A 20777-nucleotide genomic window follows, 5' to 3' on the forward strand; every position below is an offset into this window, starting at 1 on the left:
TTAATATAATAGCTTAATATTTAGCATAACTAAGTGAGTATTAGTGCTTATGGAACCGGTACCATCCACAAAAAAGTGAAGGATAACAATGAAAAAGATAATACTAACCGTTGCAGTAACCGCAATGATGATCCCAGCTGTATTTGCAAATAACTTCGAAGAAACTGCTGATGCAATTGAATACCGCCAAGCAGCTTTTGGCCTAATTGCTTATAACTTTGGTGATATGGGCGCAATGCTAAAAGGTAAAAAACCTTTTGATGCAGCCATTTTTAGTGCCAGAGCAGATAATGTTGCCGCACTATCAAAAATACCACATGAAGGTTTTATTGCCGGTTCTGATAAAGGCGATACCGAAGCGCTAGCAAAGATCTGGCAAGACAAGGCGGACTTTGATAGCAAGATGACGGCATTTCAAGATAATGCAGCAGCATTAGCTGTTGCAGCTAAATCAAGCGATCGAAACAACATCAAACAAGCTTTTGCTAACACAGGTAAAAGCTGTAAAGGTTGCCACGACGTTTACAAAAAAGACTAAATTTATAAGCCACCGAGCGACTTCGATATCTGATACTTAGTTATAACTAATAAGTCGTTCTATAGTCAAAATGATTAGAGCCCATGTATGTGGGCTTTTTTATTGGCTTTTACTCATATTAATTTATAAATAGCTAACAACTGGTTCAAGCAACCACCACCAAACAAATGCAAATATAACAGACACAATAACTAACGCTAACCAAGATGAGCGTAGAATAGGTGACCTTAATTGCTGATTAACCTGCTTATAACCACTAAACATCGCTTTGAGTATGTTGTCACCTTTAACCACATGCACGACAACCGCAATGATATGGACTGCAGTCATAGCTAAAATAATATTAAAATTTGTTTTATGTAGCCAAGTTAGCCATCCTGCGGTTTCTGACGAGACAAGATGCATCAATGGGCCTTCAGTAAAAATATCATCAGTAGTAAACAACCCTGTTGTTAATTGCAACACAAGGATACTGAGCAACACAATCACCATATAACCACCTAAAGGATTATGACCAAGTGATAATGGTTTGGGATGAGATTTTGCATAAGCAATCACTTTTTTAGGTGAAACAAAAAAGCCGCTAAACTTAGACGTCTCGCTACCGAAAAACCCCCAAATCAACCTAAATGCAATCAGAGTCATTAATAGATATGCTAATACCATATGCCACTGCATTTCACCTATATCTGCGGTCCACCATAACCCACTAAGTAAACACACCATGGTCCAGTGAAATAAACGGGTTGGAAAATCCCACACCTTTATTTTATGTTGATCTATACTCATTAATAGCTGCTCATATAAATTTGCTTATGAGTTGATTATAAGCGAATCAAAAACGAATTAAATCACATCTATAACAGTAATGTGCTTAATAGGAAAAATGTTTGGCCTAAAGATAGAATGGGAACTACAGTATTGTGTTACTTAGGAGGAGTAAAATGTCGATTTATCACCTTATTAGTAACGAAAAAGATAATTTAGCATCAACTTATCCAATCAAATATGAGCCTATATCCACAGTATTACAAGTCTCTTTTATGCACTTTTTGTCCAAAACGTCTAGGAGATCAAATATGCAGCTCCCAATATTAATAGTCAGCAAAAGTGTGATTTAGATCACTATTTTTATAGTTAACCTTGGTAATCTAGAGTTAAGCAAACAACAAGAAGGTTCTAAATATGCTGAAAATCACTAGCAAACAACTTGAAGTCACTGCCCTTATCCGTGAACGTATTGAAGGACGATTAGAGAAATTAAGTCGACATGATATTCAATTAATTAACCCACACGTTATTATCACTCAAGAAAAGCAGTTATTTAAAATAGAGGCATCAGTTGGATTACCTAGTGGAGATTTATTCGCCCAGGCAAAAAGTGAAAACCTATACGCAGCAATTACTGCAATGGGACAAAAGCTGGAAAAACAGCTAAATCGCCTGACCCATAAACCCCAGGCTCAACGCCACGTATCATTACCCAATGACACAGAAAGCGAATTTGAGTATGTCTATAAGGAGGAAACCGCCGCTTGATATTATTTATCTCTCACCAGCGCACCTTCGGGTGCGCTTTCTTTTGTCGACTTTTCAATATCCAACACCTAGATGAGTAAATTTATATTGACAGTCGTCTATCAGAGCTTTAGTTTTAAGCCATGAACAAAAATATATTCAGCTTTTTTATTTTCTTTTTTACTCAGCCCACCCCCGGAGGCGGATTTTCTGTGTAAAAACGAAATTGAAAATTCTAAAGCCTCCCAACTGGGAGGCTTTTTTGTCTTATAAACACTGCTGTATGTACTCGTACGTCAGTTTGTAGCGTTACATTGAGGTCTATATGCAAAAACCACCCGCGTTAAGTCAAACTCGTGAGCAGATAACGGCTCTTGATAAAGCGCTATTAGAGTTGTTATCTAAACGCCGCCAATTGAGCTTAAACGTTGCACGCAGCAAAGAAATAAATGTTAGACCCATTCGAGACACACAAAGAGAAAAAGAACTGCTTGAGAGACTCGTACTACAAGGGAGGGAGCAAGGGCTTGATGCTCACTTTGTGATATCTCTTTACCAAAGTATTATTGAAGATTCAGTTTTATTTCAACAGACTTACCTTCATGGTAGAGCAAATCCAGAGACTCAAAAACAACAATACACAGTGGCTTATTTAGGTGCGAAGGGGTCTTATTCATACTTAGCTGCCAGCCGTTACTGTTCACGACGCCAAGTAGACATGCTTGATTTTGGTTGCAAAAGCTTTGATGACATCGTTAACGCTGTTGAATCTGGCCATGCTGATTATGGCTTTTTACCAATTGAGAACACCTCGTCAGGATCGATTAATGAAGTGTATGACGTACTGCAACATACTACATTATCGATTGTAGGCGAAACCACTATTGAAGTGAGTCATTGCTTACTCACTAAACCAGACAGCAAGATAACTGATATCAAAACTATCTACGCTCATCCGCAGCCGATCAGTCAATGTAGTCGTTATTTAAACCAGCACCCAAATATTAAACTAGAATATTGCTCAAGTAGTGCTGAGGCCATGACAAAAGTTATCGAAACAAGCGGCCACACGGCAGCTGCGATAGGCAGTGCTGAAGGTGGAGCGCTATACCAACTGATGGCAATGGAACAAGGTTTAGCAAACCAAAAAATTAACCAAAGCCGTTTTATTGTTGTAGCCAGAAAAGCCTCTGCTGTTCCTGCTCAACTCCCCGCTAAAACAACCTTAATCATGGCAACAGGACAAAAACCAGGAGCATTAGTAGAAGCATTACTCGTACTTAAAGCACATAACTTAAATATGAGTAAATTAGAATCCCGTCCTATCCCTGGTACTCCATGGGAAGAGATGTTTTACCTCGATATTGATGGCAACTTAGCGACTACAGAGGTACAGCAGGCGATTAAAGAGCTAGAGCGTCTAACCCGTTTTATTAAAGTCTTAGGCTGCTACCCCTGTGAAACAGTTAAACCAACACAATTATCGCAGGCGCAGTTATTAATTGAGCCAGATAGTTCAAAACAAGAACTAATCAAGCCTTTACCAATCAGCCAAGCTAAACATTCACGCGACTATAAACCACAAGATACTCACCTATTCTGTCAACACTTACAAATAGGTGCCGGACAATTTAGCATATCACAACAAATTAACTTACCGATAGATAATACCGAACTAGCCACCAGAGCCAAGATTATTAAAGAATCAGGCTTTCAAGCCATTGTGCTTAATGACTTAAAACAACAACTCAATGAACAAGAGTTAAAACGACATGCACAGGTCATTGAGCAAGCTGGGTTAATATGCATAATGCAAATAGATCAAGAACAAGAATTTGCCATAGCGAGCCAATTAGCAGATATGTTGATATTAAGCGGTAAACAAATGTATAACCCAGACATGCTAACCTTAATTGGTTCTGTCAATTTACCGGTACTACTAGAACGAAACACGATGGCTAGTATCGATGATTGGTTACAAGCAGCTGACGCAGTCCTTAGCCAAGGAAATCAACAACTAGGTTTATGTGAGTCAGGCGTGCGTAGTTTCACTCACCCAGAACAGTTAAGCCTCGATTTAGCAGGGTTGGTTGAAATAAAATCTCGCAGTCATTTACCGATTATCGTTAATACCAGTTTTAGCCGTAATACTGCACTACTTAACTCTACTGCAATTGCAGTTAAACAGCTAAAAGGCGATGGTATTATTATTATGCATCAAGATAAATTTTCGCATACTGAATTACTCCACGATTTATACCAGACAGATTAAAGCATGTTCTATTAGGGCCTGTTGATCTTTCAAGGTTATTTTTGCAGCGAATTGTTGGCCATTTGTACAAGGCAGAGACTTTGAGGTGTAGTTATTCTACATAAAAAGTCGATAACACAGTAAAAATGGCCAACAAACGCTGCCCGAAGGGTTCGGCTAAAAACGTTTTACTCTTTGTTGAATGCATTTTGCTTAGATGACTAGGCATCAATCCATTCGCCTCGATTAAAACGTTTTTAACTCGAACAAAATTCAACCAGCAAAGATCAACAGGCCCTAGGATAAGAAGCGATTATTAAATCGATTTTGCTCACTAGACTTGAAGTAAACTCAATAAAAATGCCGAGATATTATCTCGGCATTTTTATTAGACCATTACAGCGCACATCATCTTTACTTAAACAGCAATACCATCATTAAGGCTAATCCAACCTTTAAAAATACGATAACTAAACCAACTAACACCCAGGATGTACATTGGTAAACTTAACCATAACGGACTTAACCAATAACCTGCAATAAAAAATGGACATAAACCAATTATGCTCATGCGTTGCCAACGTAAATGACTACCCAAAACGGAATTTGGATTGATATTTTTCTGAATTAAATTAAACCATAAACTCAACAATACGGGGACAAAAAATAATGGGAAAGCACTCATTAGACCGTAAAGAAAATGCCCTAAGGAATTATCTTCAACCTGTTGAACAGGCAGCGTATTCGATGGCATCATCGACATAAGGTATCCTCCAAATACAACTAAGTTTACTGAGCTAACATGGCATTATTTTACTATAGTGCTAGATAAACATAAGCTTTGTGTCACTATTTCGCAATATTTAGATCCATTAATAATGCTTTATGTAAAAGTTAATCGGCTTTCATATCATTGACCGATTGTAACATAGCGCGACTTTCATGTTGGAACTGTGGCGCAAAATCACCGAACCATTTAGCCACACGTTGGAATTGCTCCACAAAGGCTTGCCTATTACCTGTTTGTAACATTGTGAGTGCATCACGGTAGTTATCGAGATAATCACTTATAGCCAACTGGCTACCAGGCTGTGCAAAAATAATATCGGCATAAAGTTCGGGATCTTGAGCAAATAAACGCCCGACCATGGCTAACTCTAAACGATAAATAGGTGAGCTAAATTGCAATAAATTACCAATATCAGCTTCTTCCTTACACAAGTTCACCCCATATACGAAGGTTGAAAAGTGACGCATGGCCTGCACGAGTTGCATCGCTTTATCATGACGTTCAGCTTCAGCTTCAACAATACGAGCACCCCAAATCTCAATTTGTTGCAGTAACCATTGATATGCCTCTTGATCACGGCCATGGCACACGACTACTACCTGCTTAGCGAGACTACCAACATCGGGGCCAAACATAGGATGTAAACCCACTACAGGGCCTTTATGTGCTGCTAACATTGCCGCTAAAGGCGCTTCTTTAATTGAAGTAAGATCCGCGAGAATACAATGTTCAGGTAACTGAGTTAATTTTTCGCGGATAACCTCGCAGGTGACATTGATAGGAACAGTAACAATCACTAATCCTGCACCATCAAAAATAGCCGCTGCATCTTGCCAATCATTTTTATCGAGGCTTTTTACTTTATAACCAGAGAGCACGAGCATTTGGCTAAATAATTGCCCTAACTTGCCCTGTCCACCAACCACAACTACATGGCCAAGGTCTTGTTTAATTTGTTTAAAACCAACGTCTTTCTCATTTAGATAGGATTCACGCATTAGTCGTCGCAAAATATCTTCGATTAATTGAGGCGACACATTCATATTTGTCGCTTCATCTCGGCGCTTTGCTAACATTGAAGCTTCACGTTGCGGTGCATAAATAGGTACACCAGCAGCGTGTTTTACTGCGCCAACTTGTGCGACTAAGTCGAGGCGCTTGCGTAATAAATGCAGTAATTGCTGATCAACGCCATCAATTAAATCACGAAGATGCTCTAAGCCTGCTGTGGTTTTTTCATTCATCTGTTTATCCATTAACCGTTGACAACCTGCTGTGTCTCAAAACGTGTTGATAACACTGCAGACAACTGGTTAGCGCCTTGTCTTAAAATGGTTTCAGTAGTTTCCCAGTCAATGCATGCGTCAGTAACAGATACACCATATGTTAGCTCTGCTAACGGTTTATCTGAGCTCTGGTTACCTTCATTGAGGTTACTTTCAAGCATAACACCTATGATGGATTTATTACCTGCTTCAATTTGGTTAAATACATCTTCACAAACGTTTCTTTGACGTTGATGATCTTTTGAAGAATTACCGTGACTGCAATCAATCACTAGACGTGCACTCAGTTTCGCCTTATGAATTTGAGCTTCACTCTGAGCAACACTATCAGCATCATAATTGGGCGTTGAACCACCACGTAAAATAATATGTCCATCTGGGTTACCCGCAGTTTGTAGCAATGACACTTGCCCCTCTTGGTTAATGCCCATAAAGCGATGACTACTGGCGGCTGATTTGAGTGCATTAATCGCCACTTCCAATTTGCCATCTGTGCCATTTTTAAAACCAACAGGCATAGACAAGCCTGACGCCATTTCACGATGAGTCTGAGATTCTGTGGTTCTCGCGCCAATGGCTGACCAAGTAACCAACTCGGACATGTACTGTGGACTTATAGGATCAAGCGCTTCAGTTGCAATGGGCAGTTCAAGCTCAGCAAGCCAAATCATTAGCTCACGAGCCATTCGAAGGCCTTTTTCTACATCAAAGGATTCATCCATATCAGGATCGTTGATCAAGCCTTTCCAACCAACAGTTGTACGAGGCTTTTCAAAGTAAACTCGCATCAAAATGTAAAAGTCATCACTTAACTCGTCGTGTAATTTTTTAAGTTTTAAAGCATACTCTTTTGCTGCGGCAATATCATGAATAGAGCATGGGCCAGTTACCACAAGCACACGACTATCACGTTTATGAACAATATCTGACACTTGCTTGCGTGCGTTAAGAATATATTGATAAGCATGAGTTGATAATGGAAGTTCTTTTTTTAACTCTGCTGGAGTCACTAGCACTTGTTCTGAACTAATGTGCACATTATTAATGGTATCTTGTTGCATACTTATCACTCTCTTTTGACAACGGACCAAAGGTCACTAATAGATTTGATTTTTAGGTATTAGACAAAACAAACTGTATTTTTGTAACGCTACACCATTACATCTTAAAAGCAACTATGCCTGTGCAAAGGTTCTAGGGCAAGGCTTATTTACACAAAAGGTAAAAAATTACTTAACCTAAGAGGTGTTGAACAAAAAACAACCAAATACGCTTCTTGTACTTTTCTGCTGTTACCGCTCTACTCGTTGTTACCGATTTATCCGTTGTTATCCCTTTATTATTTTTAAAAGCCACACAAACAAAAACCCGCCTTTCGGCGGGTTGTTGTGCGAACACTGCATCTTTATTCTGTATTGGTAACTATTACTTAGTTGCCAATTTTTCACGGATACGTGCAGACTTACCTGAACGCTCACGTAAATAGTACAGTTTAGCACGACGAACACGACCGCGACGCTTAACTTCGATGCTAGCAATTAACGGGCTATGCGTCTGGAAAGCACGCTCAACACCTTCGCCATTAGAGATTTTACGAACTGTGAATGCTGAATGCAGACCACGGTTACGCTTAGCTATGACCAAACCTTCAAAAGCCTGAAGACGCTCTTTGTCACCTTCTTTAACACGTACTTGAACTACTACTGTATCACCAGCACCAAAATCAGGCACATCTGTTTTCATTTGCTCATCGTTGAGCATTTTAATGATGTTGTTCATAATTACTCCATCCTAGTAATAACTGAGCGTTGACTATGCGGACTTGTCCGTTTCATTCACGAACTGCGCTAATAAAGTCGATTGTTCGTCAGTCAGAGCTAGATTTTCAAATAATTCTGGCCGTCTCAAAAAAGTTCTTCCGATACTTTGTTGTAAACGCCAGAGTCTAATTTTTTCGTGGTCACCACTTAACAGCACTGCGGGTACGTCAAGACCATCCAATTGTTCAGGGCGTGTATAATGAGGACAATCCAGCAGTCCATCAGAGAAAGAGTCTTGCTCTGCTGACGCTAGCTTACCTAGTACACCAGGTACTAAACGAGCCACTGAATCGATCAATGTCATTGCCGGTAATTCGCCACCCGAAAGTACGTAATCACCGATAGACCATTCTTCATCTACTTCAGTTTGAATAATGCGTTCATCAACACCTTCGTATCGACCACACACTAAAATCAAACATTCTGATTTAGCTAACTCAGAGACGCCTTGCTGATCCAGCTTACGCCCCTGAGGAGATAGATAAATCACTTTTGCCCTATCACCTGCAGCAGCTTTTGCTGCATGGATAGCATCACGTAAAGGTTGCACCATCATCAACATACCAGGTCCACCACCATAAGGGCGGTCGTCCACAGTATTATGTCTATCATGGGTGAAATCTCGAGGATTCCATGTTTGCAACTCAAGCAGGCCGTTTTTCACGGCTCGACCCGTAACCCCAAAGTCTGTAACTGCACGAAACATCTCTGGAAACAGGGTTATTACCCCTAACCACATATGTTGTACCTCGACTTAGAAGTCAGGATCCCAATCCACTAAAATCTGCTTCCCTTGCAAATCCACCTGTTTGATGAACTGCTCAGGGACAAAGGGGACCATACGTTCCACTTTGCCGAAGGCATCTTTGGCATTAGCTTTAATCAATAGTACGTCGTTTGATCCTGTTGCCACGATCTGTTCAACAATACCCATGTTATAGCCGTTTATATTGGTCACTTCGCAGCCGATAAGATCTCGATGATAGAATTCACTGTCATCCAAATCTTTCATTTGCTCAGGCTTAATGGCAATTTCACAATTTGTGAGTATTTGCGCATCTTCCCTGGTAGCAACACCTTCTAGTTCAGCCACAACAGCTTTACCTTGAAAACGCCACTGAGCAACCTTAACTTCACGCCAAACGCCTTGTTCTTTTATAAGCCAAGGCGAATAATCGAAAATACCTTCAACAGAATCGGTATAGGAAGTGATTTTTAGCCAACCTTTAATACCATGACTGGAGCCTATCTTTCCCAGTACAACTAGCTCTTGGTTACTACTCATCTATCTATACCTTATACACGATTAAGCAGTAGCTTTACGTGCGTCTTTGATCAGTTTTGCAACACGTTCAGATGTTGCAGCGCCAGTAGCAACCCAATGCTCAACACGATCAAGATCTAAACGTAAAGTTTCTTCTTGGCCACGAGCCAATGGATTGAAAAAACCTACACGTTCGATGAAACGACCGTCACGAGCATTGCGGCTATCAGCAACAACGATATTATAAAATGGACGCTTTTTTGCGCCGCCACGAGCTAAACGAATGGTAACCATGCGTTTTATTCCTCTAATGATTTGCTAGAAGCAAAAATAAAAACTGGAACTCCGTGTTCGCGAAGAGTCCCAGAAAGAAAGCCGGAAGATTTTACCTGACTTTTGAACTATTGCAACCAAATCTGATGATTTTTAGCTCACCCATTTTGTTGCAATAAAGTCAAAAATATAACCTAACCGACTGATTGAATGTAAAATTAACTAATTTTTCACTTAAAAGATGTTGATATTATCGACCTGGAAATTTCATTCCGGGAGGTAACATTCCGCTCATTCCGCGCATCATCTTCTTCATTCCGCCTTTTGCGGACATCTTTTTCATCATTTTCTGCATTTGGGTAAATTGCTTCAACAAGCGATTTACGTCTTGAATTTGAGTCCCTGAACCGACAGCGATTCTGCGTTTACGCGATCCTTTAATCAGATCAACATTTTTGCGCTCTTTCGCCGTCATAGAGTTAATGATGGCTTCCATCTGCCCAGTCATTTTACCATCTTGAACTTGAGCCAATGCTTCTGGTGGTAATTGACCCACACCAGGGAGCTTCTCAAGCATGTTCATCATTCCGCCCATGTTTTTCATTTGCTGTAATTGCTCACGAAAATCTTCTAGGTCAAAACTGCCGCCAGATTTCACTTTTGAAGCTAGCTTCATCGCTTTGTCTTTATCGACTCCACGTTCAACTTCTTCTATTAGTGACAATACATCACCCATACCTAAAATGCGCGACGCAATACGGTCTGGATGGAAAGGCTCTAATGCATCGGTTTTTTCACCAACACCTAAAAATTTAATTGGTTTACCGGTAATGCTGCGAATAGACAGTGCAGCACCACCGCGTGCATCACCGTCAACTTTGGTCAAAATAACACCGGTTAACGGTAACGCTTCATTAAATGCTTTAGCCGTATTAGCAGCATCTTGCCCCGTCATGGCATCAACAACAAACAATGTCTCAATCGGGTTTACTGTTGCGTGCAGCTGTTTTATCTCATCCATCATGGCTTCATCAACATGCAGACGACCTGCAGTATCAACAATCACCACATCAATGAATTTTAATTTAGCATAGCTTATTGCTGCTTTAGCAATATCAACCGGTTTTTGGCTTACATCAGATGGAAAAAACTCAACTTCTACTTCGGCAGCTAATGTTTCAAGTTGCTTTATTGCTGCAGGACGATAAACGTCAGCACTGACAACAAGTACAGACTTTTTATGGCGAGTGCGTAAAAACTTACCTAATTTAGCTACTGATGTTGTTTTACCTGCACCTTGAAGACCCGCCATCATGATAACAGCAGGAGGAACCGCCGCTAAATCGAGGGCTTCATTCGCCTCGCCCATGGCTTTCTCAAGTTCATTTTGAACAATTTTGATAAAAGCTTGCCCTGGGCTTAAGCTTTTTGATACCTCTTGACCCACAGCGCGTTCTTTTACACTGTTAACAAAATCTCTAACAACAGGTAAAGCCACATCCGCTTCAAGCAGCGCCATACGCACTTCACGCAGGGTTTCTTTAATGTTGTCTTCTGTTAAGCGACCACGGCCACTAATATTTTTTAGTGTACGTGAAAGTCTGTCAGATAAATTTTCAAACATTGAGTGGCTCTTTTAAACATATCGATAATTGGGTCCATTATACCCAAGCCACTCTAAATTACGATACTTGCAACACGAAGAACTGAAACACTCATCAATATTGCGTAAATTAATTGTCGAAAAAGCCATGAAACTGTTAAATTTTGAGCCTTAGGTCACTGCCATATTAGACCGTGATCATGTTAATCTAATACAAATAATGAAAAGGTGATGCTTTAATAGTATTGTTCATTACTAACAGCGCAGTTTTTCAGCATTAACTACTATGACAGGTTGATTCTCAATGGTTATTTTTTCAGCGGCAGCCATGCTTTTTTATTGTTTAGCATTGGTATTGGTGACGAGCCGACTTTTTCACGTAAAAGGGCCTAATCGTAAAGCCGTTATGGTAGCTTCCAGTCTGGCCGTTATCATGCATGGGTTTGCACTTTCGAATGCAATTTTTACCGTTGATGGACAAAACTTTAGTTTAACCAACGTGATTTCATTGGTTAACTGGATTATTGCATTAACATTTACCATTACAATGCCTCGACTTAAAGTCATTATTGTTGTGCCTGTGGTTTATGCATGCTCAATTTTATCGGTGGCCCTATTATGGTTACTGCCGCCACAATTCATCACTCATTTTGAAATACACCCAGAACTACTTGCTCATGTTGTTTTATCACTCATGGCATATAGCGCCTTGATGATAGCGGCAATGTATGCCATTCAACTGCTGTTTATTCAGAATAAGCTTAAGAAAAAGCAGATGATGATGAGCCCTGCTATGCCCCCCTTAATGACGGTTGAGAAACAGCTTTATCACCTCATTATTATTGGCTTTATTTTACTAAGCCTGTCACTGGTAACCGGGTTCGTTTTTTTAGATGATATGTTCGGTGATGGTAAAGGGCATAAAGCCATATTATCAATAATAGCGTGGATAGTTTACGCGATTATGTTGTGGCAACAATATACTGTTGGCTGTAGAATCCGTACTGCAGTGATTTACAGCTTATCTGGTGCTGGTTTACTTTCTCTGGCTTATTTTGGCGCAAGAGTTGTTAAAGAATTGATATTAAACTAATTTTAACAATGCCTATGCTCAATAGATAATGATATCCTGTTGAAAAATAAACAAGATAACTTGACACTAACGGTCAATAATAAATAATGGCCGTTAAATTTATGACAATTTGACCTGTTGGTCAATTTCACATCACTTCATGGGGCCCCTTTTTTGGACGCTATATCTACCAGCGCACTCCTTATTTTTCTTTTGGTTTTAATTGTGATTTCTGCTTATTTTTCGGGTTCAGAAACCGCGATGATGAGCCTCAATCGATACCGCTTAAGACATCTTGCATCCAATGACCATAAAGGTGCCCAACGTGCCTTAAAGTTACTCGACCGCCCGGATCGACTTATTGGCTTAATTCTCATTGGTAACAATCTGGTTAATATTCTTGCATCCGCAATTGCAACTATTATTGGTATGCGTTTGTTTGGTGATATGGGTGTGGCTATTGCTACAGGTGTACTGACCATTGTGGTACTGGTTTTTGCAGAAGTGACGCCAAAAACGTTTGCTGCCTTGCATCCTGAACGAATTGCATTCCCTTCAAGTATTTTATTAGGCTGGTTATTAATATTACTATCACCGTTAGTGAAAGCGATTAACTTAATTACCTCAATGTTTTTACGCTTGATGGGAATTAAAACCGTCAAAACTAGTGATGCCTTAAGCCAAGAAGAACTGCGTACTGTGGTACATGAGGCGGGAGCGTTGATCCCACAACGTCACCAAGAAATGCTGTTATCGATTTTAGATTTAGAAAAAGTCACTGTCGAAGACATTATGATTTCGCGATCAGATATTTATGCTATTAACGTCAATGACGATTTTAAATTAATTAATAAGCAAGTGGTCCACAGCCCACACACTCGAGTATTAGTGTATCGCGATAATATTGATGACGCCGTTGGTTTTATACATTTGCGTGACGCATTGCGTTTACAATCAAAAGAGCAGTTCAGCAAGTCGTCATTATTACGCGCGGTCAAAGAATTATATTTTATTCCTGAAGGCACCCCACTCAACGTACAATTGACTAACTTCCAACAAAATAAAGAACGTATTGGACTTGTTGTAGATGAATACGGTGATATTCAAGGTTTAGTCACCTTAGAAGATATTCTGGAAGAAATTGTCGGTGACTTTACGACCTCAATGCTAACCACCGCAAGTGAAGACATTAATATCCAGCTAGATGGCAGTTTCTTAATTGATGCTACGATTAACATTCGTGATCTCAACAAAGAGATGAAATGGAACCTACCAATTGACGGCCCTAAAACCTTAAACGGTCTGATCATTGAGTTTCTTGAAGACATTCCTGCGGTAAACACCAGTTTACGCATAGTTGATTATCAAATAGAAGTCATCGATGTGGCAGATAATATGATTAAAACAGTCAGGGTTTTACCGAGTAATTTAGAATTGATTGATGATAACAAGTAGACTTTTACTCACAAAAAAGGTGCATTATGCGTAATGCCGATCAGTTAAGAACTGAAGTTATAAAAAATAAACCGATCTCTTAACCGATCTTTTCAGTCTGCCAAAATCCGATAATCTACATTATCGGATTTTTTTATCGAACTTTCAGAAGCTCTTGCCCGCACTTCAATTAACCGTCAAACTGAATTCTCATGCCTTACTGATGTCCTTGAACCCGATATTATTCAATCTTGTCTAGACGCCAACGGTGTTGCCACATTAAAACGGCGAAAAATTCCCATGGATGCTATGGTTTGGGCTGTTATTGGTATGTCTTTATTTCGCAATGAATCCGTTCGACAATTGATTAACAAGCTTGATATTGTGCTACCACAAGAAGTTGATTATGTCGCGAGAAGTGCTGTAACACAGGCCAGAAAAAAGTTGGGGAATAATGTGGTTCGCGATATATTCCATGGCTCAGCCGCCACTTGGCATCAACGTGCTGAGCATCCTCATTGGTGTGGTTTGAACCTCTTTGACGTTGATGGCGTGGTATGGCGAACACCTGAAACGAAAGAAAATAGCGCAGCTTTTGCGCGCACAGCAAACAAAGCAAGTGAGTCTGGTTACCCTAAAGTTCGAATGGTTTGTATGATGGAGTTGAGTAGTCATTTACTGGTTGATAGTGCATTTGACAGTGTGGCATGAACTTAGCGGCTAAGCTTATCAAACGTGTGCCTGACAACAGTTTGACCTTATTTGACAAGGGGTTTTATTCACTGGGGTTATTACATGATTGGCGCTCTAAAGGCGAGAATACACATTGGTTATTGCCATTAAAAAAAGGCACTCAATATGAAGAAATCCGCAGTTTAGGTAAACACGATAAGCTTGTCAGGCTAAGTACAACGCCTCAATCGAGAAAGAAACGTCCTGATTTTCCCTTCACAATCGAAGCCAGATTAACCACTTGTCAGATAAAAGGTAAACAGGTTAGTGTCCTTAGCTCAATGCTTGATCCTATGGCCTATCCGAGTGCTGAGATTATTGATTTATATGCCCATCGCTGGGAGATAGAGCTGGGTTATCGAGAAATGAAACAATATATGCTAGAAACTCGATTTACGCTGAGAAGCAACCTTCCAGAGCTGATACACCAGGAGTTATGGGGGTTATTATTAGCTTATAATTTAATCCGTTATAAAATGATATTAATGGCGAAATTGCTTAAAAGCGTATTTCCAAATCAGCTCCGTTTTCGAGATGCTTCATCTCATATTATATTATTAATAAACTCACCCATATGCCGTTATATGCCCCAGGCAATGTTCCCAAATTCATTTTAGATATAGAGAGAAATGCCAAACAAGTTTAAGTTGGAGGAAAAACGAGAAAGAAGTTATCCAAGGTGCTTAAAAGTCAGTAAAAACAAGTGTCCTGTGGCAAAAAGAAAAAATGCCGCTCACCTTAAGTGAACGGCATTACGCATTTTTCGCCTTTTTATTGCAATAAATCTGCCATCGCTAAGGGCGACGCTTAGCTTCTAATGCCCGACGTTTTTCACGTGCTATTGGGGTTATTTCTGCCGCTAATTTATTTTCTAGACCCAACATAAAATATAATTCCGCCATTAAAAAGAATGGCCCTATCAGTAATTGATTTAAGTCATCCATAAAAGCCGGTTTAGCCTTTTCATATTGATGACCAATAAACTGAATAATCCAGCCGATAACAAAAATACTGATGGCAATTATAAACGGATGGGCACTGTGAACAACTCGTTCAGATGTATATAACACAGGCACAATAAACAATACTAAACCAAGTGCTAAGCGTATATGAAGAGCCATGTAGTAACCTAACACTACAACCGTTAATATCATCGCTGCACTGACTTGATAATCGTGCCATGCAAAACGAAGTGTCCCCAACATTAAAAATGCCGACCAAATAATCATCGGAACACCAACAAAATGTGCCTTAATATTCTGTGGGTTCAAATGCACGCTTTTATACGTTGAAAGCTGTTCTACTGCCGATTTCATTTTACGTCTCTTTAATTGTTGTTATCTTGTTAATTTACTCCATTTGAGCTTATTTTAAAAGGCCACAAAAAAAGGCGCTAATGCGCCTTTAATAAATATCCCATTCATTCATTTTAGCTCTCTAACACCACAGTAGCGACAGCATAATGCTTTTCATCGGCAATACTAATAAACCCTCGGCTACCGCTTAGTTGTTTAAGCCTAGCCAGTGCTCCATCGGTAAAACTAACCAATGGTGCTCCATTTTCATCATTGTCGATATGAATATGTTGGAACGACACGCCTCTTCCTATTCCTGTGCCTAAAGCTTTGGCGGCGGCTTCTTTGGCGGCAAAACGTTTAGCTAAAAAACGCTCGGGCTGTTTTGATTGCAAGTAAGTAGCAAGTTCGGGCTCAGTCAACACTCGCCTAGCTAATCTGTCACCTAGACGCTCCCTCTGCTCGCTGATGCGGGCAATCTCTACAATATCAGTACCGATACCAACAATTGCCATTATTCGCCTCTACGGCCGGCCAGCATGAGCTCCTTCATATCTCTAACTGCGGTGTCTAAACCATCAATAGCAGCTCGAGCAATCACAGCATGACCAATATTAAGCTCATAAAGCTCAGGAATAGCGGCAATAGGTTTAACATTGTGGTAATGCAAACCGTGTCCAGCATTTACCACTAAGCCTTTACTGTGGGCATATTTTGCCATCTCGGTAATTCGCGCTAATTCGTCTGCCTGTTTAGCATCAGTACTAGCATCAGCATAACAACCGGTATGGATCTCTATGTAGGGTGCACCAGACAAAACAGCTGCATCTATTTGTGTTCTATCAGCATCAATAAACAATGACACTTTAATACCTTGTGCAGCCAAACGAGTGACCGCTGAACGGATCTTCTCTAACTGACCTGCAACATCAAGACCACCTTCGGTGGTTAGCTCTTCACGCTTTTCAGGAACTAAACACGCATAGGCTGGTTTAATATCACAGGCAATAGCAATCATTTCTTCAGTTACCGCAAACTCAAAGTTCATTCTTGTCTTCAATGTTTTTGCTAACAAATACACATCGCGGTCTTGAATATGACGACGGTCTTCGCGAAGATGTATAGTAATGCCATCGGCACCAGCATGTTCTGCTACTGCTGCTGCATGCACTGGATCTGGATAGTGGGTACCGCGAGCTTGGCGCAATGTCGCGATATGATCGATGTTAATGCCTAATAGTATTCCGCTCACATCGAGCTCCTTAATGTAATGAATAACGTACAATAATGACTTATGTTTACCAAAGTTGGTACGAATTAAATCGTGCTTGGTTCACCAATTTAATCTAAGAGATTCTTTGTACTAATCTGCTTTTTTGGTAAATAACAGCCGACTTAACAACGGTTTATTACCCAGTAATGGCGTTAGCAAATAACGCATTAATCCTTTGGCTTGGTTAAACTGTTCCGGTTGTAAGTTTTGCGCTGCCAATGCGAGCAACATTGAGCCAGATAAACAGCCTTTACCATGAGTAAAAGAGGGATCTTGATTAGTTGCCACAGGAATAAAACCACCATCAGCAATAAAGCGATAATGACAACCGCTGTCAAGTAAATCACCTTGAGTATCATAAGCAAGCGATGGAAATGCACCTAACTCTAATAACAGTGCCATTTCGAAATAACGCAGATGACTTGAGCAAAACTGTTTAGCTAGTGCGAGTAACGCACGGTGATAGTCTAAAAAGAGTCCTTCGGCTTGGTGTTCAACTGATAATAGACGAACCAATAACTCGTTTAAATAAAAACCTGAATAAAGACTATTCGCGCTTAGTGGCATCGCTGGCGCAGCAGATTCAATCTGAGTAATATTTTTTAACCCTAGATTTTTTGCTTCCGATTTGGCACTAAATTGGATAATAAGAGGTTGAAAAGGTTGTAAGATACTTTTAATAGAACGTTTACCTGAACCGACTCGGGTAATGGCATCAACACGCCCAACGCCCTCTATTAGCAAATTTACAATCACGCTCGATTCGCGAAATTGTCGATGATGAAGCACATAGCCACGTTTCATAGTGGCCATGCCTATAACTTAATAATCAATAAAACTAAAGACGATTTAGCTTTCGCCATAACCTAGACTTCTCAATGCACGTTCGTCATCAGCCCAACCTGATTTTACTTTAACCCACACTTCAAGAAATACTTTATTCTCGAATAAGGTTTCCATATCTAATCTGGCCTGAGTTGCAATAGTACGGATACGCTCACCTTTATTACCAATAACCATGCGTTTTTGACCTTCACGCTCAACGAGAATTAACGCATTGATTTGATAAACGCCATTTTCCATCATTTTAAACTGTTCAATCTCAACCGTCGCATCATAAGGAAGTTCATCCCCTAAAAAACGCATTAGCTTTTCACGGACAATTTCTGATGCCATAAAACGTTGTGAACGGTCGGTAACGTAATCTTCAGGGAAATAAAATGGTGCTTCAGGCAATGACTCACGTGCCATATCCAAAATACGTTGCACATTGGTGCCTTTACTGGCTGATATTGGCAAAATCTCATCAAAATCAAACTTTTTAGCCAATTCAGTTAGATAAGGAAATAATGATTCCTTATCTTTAATGTTATCCACTTTGTTAATGGCTAAGATGATTTTTCGATCATCATTACGATGTTGAATTTTTTGTAATACCATTTCATCATCGGCGGTCCACGTCATGCAATCAACAACAAAAATAACCATAGCAACATCCGCTAACGAACTGGCCGCAGCACGATTCATCAAGCGGTTTATTGCACGCTTCTCTTCAATGTGTAGACCGGGAGTATCAATAAATATAATTTGGCTTGGGCCATCGGTATGAATACCCATAATACGATGACGAGTCGTTTGCGGTTTCTTTGAGGTGATACTTACTTTTTGACCAAGCAACTTGTTCAAAAGAGTTGATTTACCCACATTGGGACGACCAACAATCGCCACCATACCACAATAAGTTACCGCGTATTTAGCCGTGGCGATTGGCGCTGCTTGGTTCATCCTTGCTAGCAGTTCATCTAAGCTAGGTTCTTGGCTATCACCTGCTGGCAAGTCTGTTTTCTTGGTCATTTATTCAGTAGCTCCAATACCTGAGCGGCGGCAAGCTGCTCAGCTTTTCTTCTTGAACTTGCCACACCGGTGACAACTTTATCTAATTCGCTAATTCGACATTCTACAGTAAATGTCTGATCATGAGCTTCACCTTCTACCACTACGACTTGGTAATCAGGTAATGGCTTTTTAAAACCTTGTAAATATTCTTGCAAAATTGTCTTCGGATCTTTTTGATTAATACCCGGCTTTATCTCTGCTAAACGCTCTTGATACCAAGATAATAATAGCTTACGACAGACCTCAATGTCGGAATCAAGATAAGCGGCACCAATAATAGCCTCTACTGCATCAGCTAGAATAGATTCACGCCTAAAGCCACCGCTTTTAAGTTCACCCGGACCTAAAAACAAATAATCACCTAACTTAAACTCTATGGCAATTAATGTCAGGGTGTCACCTTTAACCAGAGTGGCACGCATGCGGCTTAAATCACCTTCTGTCGCCTTTGGAAACTGATGATACAAGGCATCTGAAATGACTATCGATAAAATCGAATCACCTAAAAACTCTAAACGCTCATTATGTTTATTTGCTGCGCTGCGATGAGTTAATGCCTGGATAAGTAATTCAATATTATTAAATTCATAACCTAAAGTACGGCACAAACGCGGCAAATTTTTAATGGGTTCCATCAATGTATTCCACCTACTCTATCAAAACGTACGCCGGTCGGTACCCATGTGGGTAATATATCACTCGACTTACGGTCAAATTCAAAACTAATCCAAATAGCAACGGCTTTACCGACTAGGTTTTCTTCCGGTACAAAACCCCAAAAGCGGCTGTCGGTACTGTTATCACGGTTATCACCCATGGCAAAGTACATGCCTTTTGGCACAACAAACTCACCAGCAGGAAGGCCAGCTTGAGGATAAAAGTGCTGTCTAAAATCAGGACGCGACGGATCAATCAAAATATCGTGTTTAACTTCACCAAGTTGCTCATTCAAACGAATTAATGGCACACCATTATTACTGAACTCACCACGATTAATTTCGATATGTTCAATCGTTTTAGGTGCTGAACAGTCAGCTTGATTCACACACGACTCTTGGATCATTAACTGCTTATTTCGATAGAAAATTTTGTCACCTGGCAAACCTACTACACGCTTTATGTAGTCTATTTTTGGATTTTCAGGATATTTAAATACAAACACATCACCACGTTCAGGTTCGCCAATCTCAATCAATTTACTACGCCATACAGGATCGCGAAGTCCATAACTAAACTTTTCAACTAATATAAAGTCGCCAACCAACAGTGTCGGCATCATAGAGCCTGATGGGATTTGAAATGGTTCATAAATAAATGAGCGCAAAATCATTACAAATGCGATCACCGGAAAAATAGAATGTGCCGTTTCAACTAACACAGGCTCACGAATGATTTTATCTATCGCATCAGCGCTTAACTGTGATGAATTAGCTTGTGCTGTTAATAAACTTTCACGGCGTTTAGGTGCAAAAAAAACCACATCAATTAACCAAATAAGGCCACTGACTAAGGTTACGAGCACTAGAATAAGCGAAAAATAGGCTGCCATTACTGATAGTTCTCCTGCTGGGTGTGTTGGATCCATATGGCTTGAGCAAAGGCTCAGAATAACTCAATCCAGTATGGTGATTAACGAATAAACATTCACCCAGTTGAGTGTTACAAAATATATAGTAAAAGTAATGATAACGCCGCAATATGCGGCGTTTAGTGTCTGTAGATCTTTCAAGGT

Annotated in this window: 21 protein-coding genes, 1 pseudogene and 1 other annotated feature; of the genes and pseudogenes, 6 read left to right on the top strand and 16 right to left on the bottom strand. The window is 40.1% G+C overall.

Annotated features, from left to right (window positions below):
* Positions 1-88 precede the first annotated feature (88 nt).
* Positions 89-538 carry a c-type cytochrome gene (locus EGC82_RS16725; RefSeq protein ID WP_124731759.1) on the top strand — a complete coding sequence of 150 codons (450 nt, stop codon included), beginning with the start codon at positions 89-91 and terminating at the stop codon, positions 536-538.
* Positions 539-661: 123 nt separating this feature from the next.
* Here EGC82_RS16725 and EGC82_RS16730 read toward each other — a convergent pair whose 3' ends face one another.
* Positions 662-1327 (bottom strand): cytochrome b/b6 domain-containing protein, encoded by a 666-nt coding sequence (locus EGC82_RS16730; RefSeq protein WP_124731760.1) that lies wholly within the window; start codon positions 1325-1327, stop codon positions 662-664.
* Positions 1328-1723: 396 nt separating this feature from the next.
* Here EGC82_RS16730 and hpf point away from each other — a divergent pair, with 396 nt between their 5' ends.
* Together hpf and EGC82_RS16740 are read left to right on the top strand one after the other, a co-directional pair.
* Positions 1724-2077, top strand: coding sequence for a ribosome hibernation-promoting factor, HPF/YfiA family (hpf, locus tag EGC82_RS16735; RefSeq protein WP_124731761.1), 354 nt, complete (start codon positions 1724-1726; stop codon positions 2075-2077).
* A 124-nt stretch (positions 2078-2201) separates the two neighbouring features.
* Positions 2202-2323, top strand: a sequence feature (Phe leader region).
* Positions 2324-2381: 58 nt separating this feature from the next.
* Positions 2382-4328: a chorismate mutase gene (locus EGC82_RS16740; RefSeq protein WP_124731762.1), complete on the top strand. Its 1947-nt coding sequence runs from the start codon at positions 2382-2384 to the stop codon at positions 4326-4328.
* Positions 4329-4725: 397 nt separating this feature from the next.
* Here EGC82_RS16740 and EGC82_RS16745 read toward each other — a convergent pair whose 3' ends face one another.
* The 8 genes from EGC82_RS16745 to ffh all read right to left on the bottom strand — a co-directional run bounded on the left by EGC82_RS16745 (position 4726) and on the right by ffh (position 11364).
* On the bottom strand, positions 4726-5070 hold the full coding sequence (locus EGC82_RS16745) for a hypothetical protein (RefSeq protein WP_124731763.1): 345 nt from the start codon (positions 5068-5070) through the stop codon (positions 4726-4728).
* 131 nt (positions 5071-5201) lie between these two features.
* Positions 5202-6341: a bifunctional chorismate mutase/prephenate dehydrogenase gene (gene tyrA / locus EGC82_RS16750; RefSeq protein WP_124731764.1), complete on the bottom strand. Its 1140-nt coding sequence runs from the start codon at positions 6339-6341 to the stop codon at positions 5202-5204.
* 11 nt (positions 6342-6352) lie between these two features.
* Positions 6353-7444 (bottom strand): 3-deoxy-7-phosphoheptulonate synthase, encoded by a 1092-nt coding sequence (locus tag EGC82_RS16755; RefSeq protein ID WP_124731765.1) that lies wholly within the window; start codon positions 7442-7444, stop codon positions 6353-6355.
* A 364-nt stretch (positions 7445-7808) separates the two neighbouring features.
* The gene (gene rplS, locus EGC82_RS16760; RefSeq protein ID WP_124731766.1) at positions 7809-8162 is read right to left on the bottom strand and encodes a 50S ribosomal protein L19; all 354 of its coding nucleotides are present in this window, start codon (positions 8160-8162) and stop codon (positions 7809-7811) included.
* A 33-nt stretch (positions 8163-8195) separates the two neighbouring features.
* The gene (trmD, locus tag EGC82_RS16765; RefSeq protein WP_124731767.1) at positions 8196-8942 is read right to left on the bottom strand and encodes a tRNA (guanosine(37)-N1)-methyltransferase TrmD; all 747 of its coding nucleotides are present in this window, start codon (positions 8940-8942) and stop codon (positions 8196-8198) included.
* Positions 8943-8957: 15 nt separating this feature from the next.
* On the bottom strand, positions 8958-9488 hold the full coding sequence (gene rimM, locus EGC82_RS16770; protein ID WP_124731768.1) for a ribosome maturation factor RimM: 531 nt from the start codon (positions 9486-9488) through the stop codon (positions 8958-8960).
* Positions 9489-9509: 21 nt separating this feature from the next.
* Positions 9510-9761 (bottom strand): 30S ribosomal protein S16, encoded by a 252-nt coding sequence (rpsP, locus tag EGC82_RS16775; RefSeq protein ID WP_101034542.1) that lies wholly within the window; start codon positions 9759-9761, stop codon positions 9510-9512.
* Between the two features lie 229 nt (positions 9762-9990).
* The gene (gene ffh / locus EGC82_RS16780; RefSeq protein WP_124731769.1) at positions 9991-11364 is read right to left on the bottom strand and encodes a signal recognition particle protein; all 1374 of its coding nucleotides are present in this window, start codon (positions 11362-11364) and stop codon (positions 9991-9993) included.
* A gap of 283 nt (positions 11365-11647) precedes the next feature.
* Between ffh and EGC82_RS16785 the strand changes: the two genes are divergently transcribed.
* From EGC82_RS16785 to EGC82_RS16795, 3 genes and pseudogenes are all read left to right on the top strand, one after another.
* Complete coding sequence (locus EGC82_RS16785) at positions 11648-12436, top strand: cytochrome C assembly family protein (RefSeq protein ID WP_124731770.1); 789 nt, start codon at positions 11648-11650, stop codon at positions 12434-12436.
* 153 nt (positions 12437-12589) lie between these two features.
* Positions 12590-13870, top strand: coding sequence for an HlyC/CorC family transporter (locus EGC82_RS16790; protein ID WP_124731771.1), 1281 nt, complete (start codon positions 12590-12592; stop codon positions 13868-13870).
* A 135-nt stretch (positions 13871-14005) separates the two neighbouring features.
* Positions 14006-15327 (top strand): annotated as a pseudogene (locus tag EGC82_RS16795) (IS4 family transposase).
* 48 nt (positions 15328-15375) lie between these two features.
* Here EGC82_RS16795 and EGC82_RS16800 read toward each other — a convergent pair.
* From EGC82_RS16800 to lepB, 7 genes are all read right to left on the bottom strand, one after another.
* Positions 15376-15897, bottom strand: a complete 522-nt coding sequence (locus EGC82_RS16800) for an Mpo1 family 2-hydroxy fatty acid dioxygenase (RefSeq protein ID WP_124731772.1) — start codon at positions 15895-15897, stop codon at positions 15376-15378.
* Between the two features lie 113 nt (positions 15898-16010).
* On the bottom strand, positions 16011-16391 hold the full coding sequence (gene acpS / locus EGC82_RS16805; protein WP_124731773.1) for a holo-ACP synthase: 381 nt from the start codon (positions 16389-16391) through the stop codon (positions 16011-16013).
* Entirely contained in the window at positions 16391-17128 is a 738-nt protein-coding gene (gene pdxJ / locus EGC82_RS16810) for a pyridoxine 5'-phosphate synthase (RefSeq protein WP_124731774.1), read from the bottom strand. The genes acpS and pdxJ overlap by 1 nt, the downstream gene beginning before the upstream one ends.
* Before the next feature lie 111 nt (positions 17129-17239).
* Entirely contained in the window at positions 17240-17953 is a 714-nt protein-coding gene (gene recO, locus EGC82_RS16815; protein WP_164839235.1) for a DNA repair protein RecO, read from the bottom strand.
* Positions 17954-17998: 45 nt separating this feature from the next.
* A complete protein-coding gene (gene era, locus EGC82_RS16820) occupies positions 17999-19003 on the bottom strand; it encodes a GTPase Era (protein ID WP_124731776.1) in 1005 nt (334 codons plus the stop codon).
* On the bottom strand, positions 19000-19680 hold the full coding sequence (gene rnc, locus EGC82_RS16825; protein WP_124731777.1) for a ribonuclease III: 681 nt from the start codon (positions 19678-19680) through the stop codon (positions 19000-19002). Before rnc ends, era begins: the two co-directional genes overlap by 4 nt.
* Complete coding sequence (lepB, locus tag EGC82_RS16830) at positions 19680-20594, bottom strand: signal peptidase I (protein WP_124731778.1); 915 nt, start codon at positions 20592-20594, stop codon at positions 19680-19682. The genes rnc and lepB overlap by 1 nt, the downstream gene beginning before the upstream one ends.
* Positions 20595-20777 lie beyond the last annotated feature (183 nt).

This window comes from Shewanella livingstonensis (genome assembly GCF_003855395.1).
GTDB lineage: Bacteria > Pseudomonadota > Gammaproteobacteria > Enterobacterales > Shewanellaceae > Shewanella > Shewanella livingstonensis.